This window comes from Frankia sp. CoWAU3, from assembly GCF_977971855.1.
This window is the reverse complement of record NZ_CDWWXB010000031.1, coordinates 24,381-26,387: the sequence shown is the minus strand read 5'-3', so window position 1 is coordinate 26,387 and position 2,007 is coordinate 24,381. Positions and strand designations below refer to the sequence as shown.

Annotated in this window: 3 protein-coding genes; all 3 read right to left on the bottom strand. The window is 71.5% G+C overall.

From position 1 onward, the window contains the following. Nucleotides 1-6: 6 nt before the first annotated feature. Entirely contained in the window at nt 7-1,137 is a 1,131-nt protein-coding gene (locus tag AC08ON_RS05385) for a cation diffusion facilitator family transporter (protein ID WP_476616551.1), read from the bottom strand. Continuing rightward, complete coding sequence (locus AC08ON_RS05380; RefSeq protein ID WP_476606738.1) at nt 1,134-1,589, bottom strand: ArsR/SmtB family transcription factor; 456 nt, start codon at nt 1,587-1,589, stop codon at nt 1,134-1,136. Before AC08ON_RS05380 ends, AC08ON_RS05385 begins: the two co-directional genes overlap by 4 nt. Before the next feature lie 267 nt (nt 1,590-1,856). Next, a complete protein-coding gene (locus AC08ON_RS05375; RefSeq protein ID WP_476616552.1) occupies nt 1,857-1,997 on the bottom strand; it encodes a hypothetical protein in 141 nt (46 codons plus the stop codon). Nucleotides 1,998-2,007: the final 10 nt, after the last annotated feature.

Below are 2,007 nucleotides of genomic sequence, written 5' to 3'. Positions count from 1 at the left end.
CTCCCGCTAGACCACGGCATCGCGGGAAGACCGGCCCCGCTGTTCCCGACGGCCCCGCTGTTCCCGACGGTGCCGCCGCTGCCGCCCGGTCTGCCGGTCCCCGTCGCGGCGGACCAGCCCACGGGTGACACCGCACGGGTCGTCATGCGGCGGGGTGCACGGCTCGCACTCGGCCTCGATGGTCACGTGAGTGATGCCGTGCCGCGCGGCGAGCATCGCCTTGATCGCATCGGACACCGATCGGGCCTGCGCCAGGCTGGGATGGCCCCCGTCGCCGTAGGCACTGTCGAGATGGCCGAGCTCCAGATGCACCGACGCGGCGAGGACTCGGTCAGACAGGCTCCAGACGTGCAGGTCATGCACGTCGAGGACATGAGGGTCGCGCAGGATGTCGGCACGCACCGCCGCGACGTCCAGGCTCGCCGGGGTTGCCTCCAGCAGCACCCGCGAGGCACTCGCCAGCAGCCGCGCCCCCTGGACGGCGATGAGCAGCGCGATCACCAGCGAGACCAGCGGATCCAGCCAGTACCAGCCACCGACCAGCCAGATGGCCCCGCCGGCGGCGGCGACCGCCAAGGATACCGCAGCGTCCCCGGCGAGGTGCAGCACCGCGGCCCGGGTGTTGAGATCACCATCGCCGCCGTGGACCACCCACGCGCTGACCCCGTTGACAACGGCGGCGGCCAGCGCGACGGCGACCACCACTCCCCCATCCACGAAACCGGTCGAACCGAGGCGCCGCAGGGACTCCACCGCCAGCAGCGCCGTCACCACCAGCACGGCGGCGGCGTTGGCCTGCGCGGCAAGCACCGGCCAACGCACCCCGCCGAAGGTGCGGCTCGCCGACGGCGGCCGCCGGGACAGTGCCACCGCGACGAGCGCGAGCACCACGCCGGCAGTGTCGGTCAGGTTGTGCCCGGCGTCGGCGAGCAGACCGACCGAACCGACCGCGAGCCCCGCCGCCGCCTGCCCGATCACGATGGCGATGTTCAATGCGGTCGCCAGCAGCAGCCGGCGCCGTTGGCCGGCGCTCCCGGGCATCTCGGAAACACCGTGACCGTGACCGTGACCGTGATCCCGGCCACGACGATCATTGTGGCCGACGCCCTGGTCACCGAAGGTGCCGGTGCTGGTCATGCGTCGCACGCACCGGCCAGGGCGGCACGGTCGGCGGCGCCCCCGGAGCCGACGTCATCCGCACCACCAGCCTCGCCAAAGACCCCACCACGGGCCCCGCCGAGGCTCCCCGGCGCGACAGCCGCGACGGGGGCGGTGACGTTCGGGTGGATGTGGTCGGTGTCGACGGCCAGGACGACGCCGAGGAGATCGTCCAGGGCATGACGGAGCTTGTCATCGGCGAGCTCGTAGCGCTGCCGGCGACCCTCCGGCGTGGCGACGACCAATCCGCAACCACGCAGACAGGCCAGATGATTGGACAGATTCGTGCGCCCCACCCCGAAGATCTCCGCAAGATCCGAGGGGTAGGCCGCGCCCTCCCGCAGTACCAGCAGCAATCTGGCCCGCGTCGGGTCGGACAGCGCGTGCCCGAATCGGGCGAGCACCTCGGCATGCGAGGCAATCTTCACCATGCTTCAACGGTACAGCCGGTCCTGACGTCAGCCAACGCTGAACGGAACCGGCTACCGCCCCGTCGGACGGCGACAGGAATCCGTCGCGCCACCGACCTCCCGGGCCGAGTGCGCGAACTTCTCCGGGTACGTGTGCTTCGGCCGGCGAATTTGGGGGACCTGAGGACGGTCTGCGGGCCCTGGACCGTGCCCTGCTCCCCATAACGTGGCCGCCGCGCGATTAGGCGGACCCGTGTGTCCGAGACCCGGGCCAAGTCGGCGCGACGGTCAGGCGTCGAAGAGAGCGCTGACGGACTCGCCGTTGTGGATGCGGCGGATGGCCTCGGCGAGCGCCGGGGCAACCGTGAGAATCTTCAGCTTCGGCACTCGGTCCCCCGCCGGAATTGGCACCGTGTTCGTGCACACGATCTCGGCGACC